This is a genomic window from Methylomagnum sp. (assembly GCF_054333355.1).
In genome coordinates, this window is sequence record NZ_JBTEKS010000223.1 from 1 (window position 1) to 7,462 (window position 7,462).

At 63.9% G+C, this 7,462-nt stretch carries 6 protein-coding genes and 1 riboswitch; of the genes, 4 read left to right on the forward strand and 2 right to left on the reverse strand.

The window, feature by feature from the left end; genetic code table 11:
* The 4 genes from ACXWUF_RS15340 to ACXWUF_RS15355 all read left to right on the forward strand — a co-directional run.
* Positions 1-709, forward strand: a 709-nt coding sequence (locus ACXWUF_RS15340; protein WP_458495525.1) for a transglutaminase-like domain-containing protein, incomplete at its 5' end; no start/stop codon positions are given.
* Positions 710-1,437: 728 nt separating this feature from the next.
* Entirely contained in the window at positions 1,438-1,827 is a 390-nt protein-coding gene (locus ACXWUF_RS15345) for a hypothetical protein (protein ID WP_458495526.1), read from the forward strand.
* Positions 1,827-1,952, forward strand: a complete 126-nt coding sequence (locus ACXWUF_RS15350) for a hypothetical protein (RefSeq protein WP_458495527.1) — start codon at positions 1,827-1,829, stop codon at positions 1,950-1,952. Before ACXWUF_RS15345 ends, ACXWUF_RS15350 begins: the two co-directional genes overlap by 1 nt.
* Complete coding sequence (locus ACXWUF_RS15355; protein WP_458495528.1) at positions 1,939-3,222, forward strand: extracellular catalytic domain type 1 short-chain-length polyhydroxyalkanoate depolymerase; 1,284 nt, start codon at positions 1,939-1,941, stop codon at positions 3,220-3,222. Before ACXWUF_RS15350 ends, ACXWUF_RS15355 begins: the two co-directional genes overlap by 14 nt.
* Before the next feature lie 377 nt (positions 3,223-3,599).
* Here the strand turns inward: ACXWUF_RS15355 and ACXWUF_RS15360 are convergent, their stop codons facing one another.
* Together ACXWUF_RS15360 and ACXWUF_RS15365 are read right to left on the reverse strand one after the other, a co-directional pair.
* Positions 3,600-4,607, reverse strand: coding sequence for a VPLPA-CTERM sorting domain-containing protein (locus ACXWUF_RS15360; protein WP_458495529.1), 1,008 nt, complete (start codon positions 4,605-4,607; stop codon positions 3,600-3,602).
* Positions 4,608-4,703: 96 nt separating this feature from the next.
* A riboswitch (cyclic di-GMP riboswitch) is annotated at positions 4,704-4,784 on the reverse strand.
* Positions 4,785-5,300: 516 nt separating this feature from the next.
* The coding region (locus ACXWUF_RS15365) for a PKD domain-containing protein (protein WP_458495530.1) at positions 5,301-7,462 on the reverse strand (2,162 nt) is incomplete at its 5' end.

Here is a 7,462-nt window from a genome sequence, read left to right on the forward strand (position 1 = left end):
GCAGCGGGATGTTTATAACAATGTCGTCGCCGTCGCCAGCTTCACCGAGGCTAGCCGCTGGCTGTCCATTCAAAGCCGCGTCCTGCTTCAGCACTACGAGGACCGGCCTCTGGATTTCCTGGTGGCGGATCAGGCCGTGAAGTTTCCGTTCAATTACGCCGCCGCCGAGCGCGTCGATCTGGGGCCGTACCTGTGGCCGGTCTTCGCAGAGGACCAGCCGGTCGTGAGCGCGTGGCTGCGGCAGTTCTGGACGTCCGGCCAAGTGGTGGAGACTTATCTGCTGCTGGAATGGATCAACAAGGCCATCGCGACCGGATTCGCCTATCGGCAGCGCGAGGAACCGGGCGTGCAAACCCCGGCCACCACGCTGGCCCACCGCGCCGGTTCCTGCCGGGATTTCGCCGCCTTGTTCATCGAGTCCTGCCGGTGCCTGGGATTGGCGGCGCGCTTCGTCAGCGGCTACCTCTTCTCGCCGGGGTCCGGGCCGCTGGCGGGCGCCACCCATGCCTGGGCGGAGGTTTATCTGCCCGGCGCCGGTTGGAAGGGGTTCGATTCCACCTCCGGCCAAATCGTCGGCAACGACCACATCGCCGTTGCCGTGCATCGGCATCCCGAGTCGGTGCCGCCCGTGGCGGGCGCGTTTGTCGCGGCCAACGCCGAGTCGCCGGTCATGAAGGTCGTGGTGCGTGTCTTGGAATTGCCCGCGTAGGCCGGGCATGAGTACATGCCAGACCTACGAGAGGCATATAGATGACGGTGGAAAGAAAGCTTTATTTGCCCCCTCACCCCAACCCTCTCCCGGAGGGAGAGGGGGCAAGATGCCGCTTTACCAACGACGTTATCTATACTCCAAAGCAAGCTTTGGACTCCAGAACCCGCCGCGACTCGAAAATTTGGAGCGCAAGCTTCACTTTGTCGGACATCTAAGGCGATTTCCGAAAATGCTTGTCACCATTGATCGGGATGTAGGATGGGTAGAGCGTACTCGCGAAACCCATCGAGCCGACGGACACAGGGTGATGGGTTTCGCTTCGCTCTACCCATCCTACAGGTATGTCTTTTCCTGGAAATCGCCTAAACCTGGCACCCCACTTTTCCGCCTCTAAGCAAAAGGGCCACCCGAGTGATCGAGTGACCCTTTTCCATTACGCATCCCTGTGTCCTACCGCCGCGCCATGTCTTGGGGCCATCCTTGGACCCTGCCCTTCCTTGGTTACCGCGGCGCCCGCCCGTCCTCGGCATTGTCCCTCACCGCCGAACAATCCGTGTGCGGCGATGTGGGGTTAGTCTGACCTCATCGCGCAGGCTTCGATATACGCATAAGACCCTACGGGAACCCACTCCTCCGCGAAATGCGGCACCTCCCCCTTGACATCCCCTGGGTTAAGCCCAAAATACCATCCATACAGATGGTATATGGATGGCATATAGAAGGTTATGGCTGGCGAAACAGAAAAAATCACGATGAATCTGGGCTTTGTGGACCTCGGGCAGATCGACTTGTTGGTGCAGGAGGGCTTTTATTCCAACCGCACAGACTTCATCCGCACCGCGATCCGCAACCAACTCGCCACCCACGCGGAGGTCGTCCGGCAAACGGTGGCGCGGAAGACTTTGGTGCTGGGCCTACAGGAATACACCCGCCGCGACCTGGAAGCGGTTCAAGCCGCCGAACAGACCCTGCAAATTCAAGTGCTGGGCCTGGCGGTCATCGCCGACGACGTGCCACCCGACCTGGCCCGCGCCACCATCGACTCCGTGACCGTTCTGGGTGCCTTGAAAGCCAGCCCGGCAGTCAAGGCGGCCCTGGCGGACCGGATTCGCTGATGGACGTTACTTCCGGCGGCGGGGCTGTCGGCGCGGGAATCCGGGGCTTGATCGTCCCGGCCACCCACGCCCCAAACCCTGTCGCCATGACCTGCCAAGGAGGTTATTACGATGAGCGGAATTAATACGGCGATGACGGAAGCGACCCGCCTCACCCGCGCCGGTCGGCTGCAAGAGGCGGCTGACCTGATTCAACGCGCACTCCAGGGCCAATCCGCGCCCGCCACCCCCAACACTCCCGCCGATGAGGCGATTGATGGGGAATTCAGGGTCGTGGGGCCAGAATTGGCGATTGCCCCGCCGTCCGCCGGGCAGCCGGATCATTCCGCCCGCCCGGCGGAAAGCACCGAATCAGCCGAGGCAAGCGCCGCGTCCACCCCGCCGCCGCGGGATAAATCGGGCGGCTTGAGCGCCCTGCGTCAATCCATTCGGAACGCGCTGGGAAAATCCGTGTTGAAGCCCAAGCCGGACCTGTCCAACCGCGATGTCTGGGCCGGAGGCCGCTTCATCGAGGGCACCTTCACCAATGAATTCGGCACCCGCGCCTACAAGCTGTACATCCCCAGCGCCTACACCGGGCAAGCTCTGCCGCTGGTGGTCATGCTCCATGGCTGCACCCAGAACTCGGACGATTTCGCCGCTGGCACGCAGATGAATGCTCTCGCCGAGCGGGAGCGGTGCTTCGTCCTGTATCCCGAGCAGTCCGCCCAGGCCCACCCGAATCGGTGCTGGAACTGGTTCAAGGCGTCCGACCAGCGGCGGGGACACGGCGAACCCGCCCTGCTCGCCGGACTCACGCGGGAAGTCATCCGCGCCTATCGGCTGGACGAGCGGCGGGTTTACGCGGCGGGGCTGTCCGCTGGCGGGGCCATGGCGATGGTGCTGGGCGTGACGTATCCCGACCTCTACGCGGCCATCGGCGTCCATTCCGGGCTGCCTTATGGGGCGGCCCATGACACGCCGTCCGCCTTCGCCGCGATGCAGGGGGGCCACTCCAATCCGAAGCTGTCGCCCCAAGGCCAGGGCCAGGGTTCCGGGAAAATCACCCACCCCGTCCCCGCCATCGTGTTCCATGGCGACCGGGACGCCACGGTCCACCCCGGCAATGGCGATCAAGTGCTGGCGCAGTGGACGAAGGCCCACGCGGGCGGCGGATCGGCCACGAAGTTGCGGGTGTCGGAGCAGCGCGGACAAGCCCCCGGCGGCCACGGCTATACCCGTGCGCTCTATCGAGCGCCGGGCGGCCAGGTCGTCCTGGAGCATTGGCGGATTCACGGCGCGGGCCATGCGTGGTCGGGCGGCGGTTCGAAGGGTTCTTACACCGATCCCAAGGGGCCGGATGCGGCGGAGGCGATGCTGCGCTTTTTCCTTCAGCATGGGCGGAATCCGGCCTGACGGCTTCCCCGATTTGCTCCCTCTCCCCACGGGAGAGGGTTGGGGTGAGGGCGATCAAAAGAAGCCTTCCCTCTTCCGCCATCTATGGCAGTTGCACGGCGGGTCAAGGGATTCACCCGCCCCGGGCGCATCGAAACGCGTGCCTTCGACCAACGCCACCCGGCAACCCCGCTGCGCCAGCCCGCAGGTCCGACGAACCCACCCCACAGAATTCCCTGAGAATGTTCCAGAGATGAAGCCTGGAAGGACTTTATCGCTTGCTTGCGGCACAAGCGTTTGAGCATGAAACCCGCCGACCCAACGAAAAAGCCCGCTCCGGCATAACCGGCGCGGGCTTTCGTGTCGCAGACACCGTCCTTGGCGGTCAGGAGCAATCCTTAGGCAGCGGCCTTGTCCTTGCGCCGACCAATCACACCCATGCCAGCCAGGGCCGAACCGAACAGCCAGACGGCGGCGGGTACGGGCACGGGCGCGGTCACACCGGCATTGCTGAGGATTTTGATGTTATAGAAAGCCGAGTTAGCGGCGGTCGGCGAACAAGTAAAGTCTGCGCAGCTACCACCGCCAGTTAACACATACCATCCTGCGGGCAACCAAAGCTGAATGTCCGCATGGCCTGTGACTGATGCATCACTGGTGTTGACAGAAGAGTTAACCCCGGCATAAGGGGCCGAAATTGAGCCGGCATGGGGATTAACGTAGGAACCCTTCGTAACAAGGCTGTTGTAAGGCGATGTGAGATCAGCGGGATCTTTCACCGAAGTGCCAAAGGTGAGTGCGCCAAGAACGGTGTCCCCATCACCATTAGTGAAACCAGGGCCAGAGTTCGCGTAGCCCACGAAGCCAGTCACACCGCCGTTGTATAGGTACGCGCTGCTATTGCCTAGGCTGGGGGTGGCTACTTGGTTGAACTTGTGCTGGGAACCAATTGAGTTTGTCCAAGCGCTTCCACCACTGCTCCATATGGAAAATGCAGGCTGGTTGCCGGTGTTACCACTGGCCCGGTCGTAACTGACTGTATACCCACCCCCAGTCGTCACATGGAGCACATACCACTGAGTAGTGTGATTCCAACCTAACAGCCGGTCGCTTTGCTGGGAGCCGGTCATGCCGTCAGAGCCACCTACCCGTGTCTGTCCTCCAGGTGGCAATACACCGCAAGTGTTGTTGGTGCAGTCGCCTACCCCCGAAGGGCCATAGCCGATGTTGCCTCCATCCCAGACATAGCTCGGAAGAGTACCGGCCGTTGTGTAACCAGCCGGATTATTGATGTAGCTCGTGAGATCGGCACCAATCCCGGTGGCGGACGCCTGGGCCGAGATACCCGCTAATACCACTGATCCCAGAGCCGCCACTACGGCTTTCCGCAGTTTCTTATTCATCATGTTGAACTCCATAAAAAGTTGATAACCCTGTGAAGCGATGCCCCCGGCGCACCGTGCGTCCACGCACGGCCCGCGCCGGCTCCCCATCGCTCCGTGGGAGGCAGCCCGGCTGTCTCGAATCCGCCGAGACCCGTGGCTTTCCGGCCCCGCCTCGCGGCGGGTGTGGCTGAGATAACTCCGATAGATAGCCCCACAGGGGGCTGGGAATTTCCCTGAGCCTTTAGTGGCAATTTCCAGGCCAGATTGTTTACCCGCCGAGACTTCGCCATCCCTCCCGCGACAGCCAATCCACACCCCTCCACCCTGTGTCGCAAATAATTGATTCAATAGGACTTTTCATGACCATGTCGGCTTGACCGCCCGCGTAAACGCCCCGCCAAAACCAGCCGCGACCATCAATCGCCCGGAATCACGACCAAGCTTATGGGATATGCCGCGATAACATCATGGCAATGACGGGGTAACGAACGGATAACGTCCCATCAAGGGAGTTCGTCTGTAGCGGGGAGCGGGGAGCGGTGAGTGGGGATTTGGGGAGTCGGCAAGGCGGGGGATGCCAAGCCGCAAGACGTGAAATTGATCGGCGTCCTTGCCCGGCGCCCAATCCCTGGCCGCCGCTAATTCGCTCGGAAGTGGGTGATTCCTTCGGAGGCCGGGGCGTCCCTGCCCGGCGCTCCGAAGCGCTGGTCCGGCCTACTTCTTCTTCAAGGCGTCGAACGTCTGCCCATCGTCCACCGCAGGGACATCGCGGGTCCGGGGCGCCTGGACCTTGACCACGCCGGTACAGGTCTGCGCGCCATCGTTGGCCTGGAAGCTCACCGCGTAGACCCGCCCATTGCCGGCCTTCTGCTTGAGCTGCCGCTCGGCCCGCAGCAGCACGGAATCCACCGCCAGCGGCTTCTTTTTGGTGGCCTTGCCCTTCTGGATTTTCGCGTCCGGCCCGGTGCTGTCCTTGGCCGCCTTGTTCTGGACCGGCTCGTCGGAGGTCACGCCGGTGATGGCGAGGTTGAAGGTGTTGGCGGGCGTCACCCCGGCCACCTTGACCAATACCATCCCCTTGTTGGCCGGCCACAGGCTGGCCTTGCTGGGCACCGCCGCCGAGCAATCGAGGCGGCTGGGATCGTTGTCCACCTGGACGGTGGCGCTGGCCATGGCGGATTTCGGATTCGGCGTGAAGGCGTCGGTCACGGCGAGGCTGAACCCCAACTGACCATTGCCCGACCCGACCGCGGGCGCCATGAAGCTCAGGCTAGGCCCATCGACCTTGGACAGCACCACGGGCGTGCCGCCGGTCTGCTGCCACAGGTAGCTGAGCGGTAGGTCGCCGTCCGGGTCGCCAGCGGTGGCGTTCAGCGTGACCTGGACGCCTTCCTTGACCGGCGCGGCGCTGATGTTGACCGTGGGCGGGTTGTTGGCGTCGGTCACTTGCACCGAGACCGGCACCGCCGCGCTGTCGGCTTGGCCGTCGTTGACCTTCAGCGAGAAGCTCAGGGTCTTTCCAGCGGCGCTGAATGGCGCGGTGAAGGTGGGCTTCGCGGCGGTCGTGCTGGACAGGGCCACCGACGGCCCGCCGGTCTGGGTCCAAGCGTAGGTGAGGGGATCCTTGTCCGCGTCGAAGCTGGCGCTGCCGTCCAGGGTCTTGACCGAACCGGCCCGGAGGCTGCCGCCCTCGGCGGCATGGGCCTCCGGCGCGGTGTTGCTGTGTTTGACCGTCACGGTGATGGCGGTGGGCGGGCTGATGTTGCCCTCGCTGTCCGCGACCACCAGTTCAAACGTCAACAAGGTCTCCGCCAAGGGCGCCTTGAAGCTGGCCTTGGCGGGGTTGGCCGGATCGACGCTCAGGGGCACCCGTGGTTCGCCGCCGACAAGCTTCTGGGTCCAGGTGTACTTGACCACGCCCTGCCCCGTCGGTTGTCCGGCGTCGGCGCTGGCGGAGCCATCCAGGATCACCGCGCTGCCGCCGTTCACCACCTGGGAAACGGCCACCGCGATGGGGGCGCCGGTGGGATTGTTGCGCACCGTCACCAGGACGGTGTCGGCGTCGCTGGCCTTGGGTTCGGCGGGATCGGAATCCGTCACCACCAAGTTGAAAGTGAGCTCAGAATCGCCCGCCACGTCCGGGGCGGTGAAGCCGGGCCGAGCCGCCGTGTTGTCGGAGAGTTGCACGCTGGGTCCGCCCACCTGCTCCCATTGATAGCGGAGGGTGGCGCCTTCCGGGTCGCTGGACTGGCTCCCGTCCAAGGTCACCGGGGTGCCCCCCGAGACATTGGGTTGGTCGGGACCGGCGTTGGCGATGGGCCTCTGGTTCTGGACCGTGATGGCCACTTGATCGGTGGATTTTTTGCCGTCGGCGTCGGTGACTTCCAGGGTGAAGCCGAGCGTGGCGTTGCGCTTGGGTGCCGTGAAGCTTGGCTTCTGGGTGGTCGGGCCGCTCAGGGTGACGGTGGGACCGCTGGTCTGGGTCCACTGGTACTTGAGGGTGGCGGTCTGGCCCGCGTCGGGATCGGAACTGCCGGAGCCATCCAGCACCACCGTGGCGCCCTGGTTGACGGTCTGGTCGGGTCCGGCGCTGGCGGAGGGCGTCCCAGCCCCCGTGACGGTGATATTGAACGAGCGCACCACGGTCCCGCCCTGGCCGTCGCTCGCTTGGATGGCGAAGGTTTCCAGGCCGGTGGTCCCGGCCTTGGGCGTATAGGTGATGACGCTATCGGGAATGGCGCTGGTCCCGGCAGGCTTGCTGGCTGGCAAGCCGGTCACGACGCCGCCCGAGCTGGGGGTGGTGGATTGAGTCCAAGTCAGGTTCTGGCCCACATCGGGATCATTGACCGCGAGGTACGGTTTCAAATCGACCGCCG

Excerpts from the sequence above, each read along its gene's own strand:
- ACXWUF_RS15345 (WP_458495526.1), top strand. The coding sequence starts at position 1,438 with ATGGCTGGCGAAACAGAAAAAATCACGATGAATCTGGGCTTTGTGGAC.
- ACXWUF_RS15350 (WP_458495527.1), top strand. The coding sequence starts at position 1,827 with ATGGACGTTACTTCCGGCGGCGGGGCTGTCGGCGCGGGAATCCGGGGC.
- ACXWUF_RS15355 (WP_458495528.1), top strand. The coding sequence starts at position 1,939 with ATGAGCGGAATTAATACGGCGATGACGGAAGCGACCCGCCTCACCCGC.
- ACXWUF_RS15360 (WP_458495529.1), bottom strand. The coding sequence starts at position 4,607 with ATGATGAATAAGAAACTGCGGAAAGCCGTAGTGGCGGCTCTGGGATCA.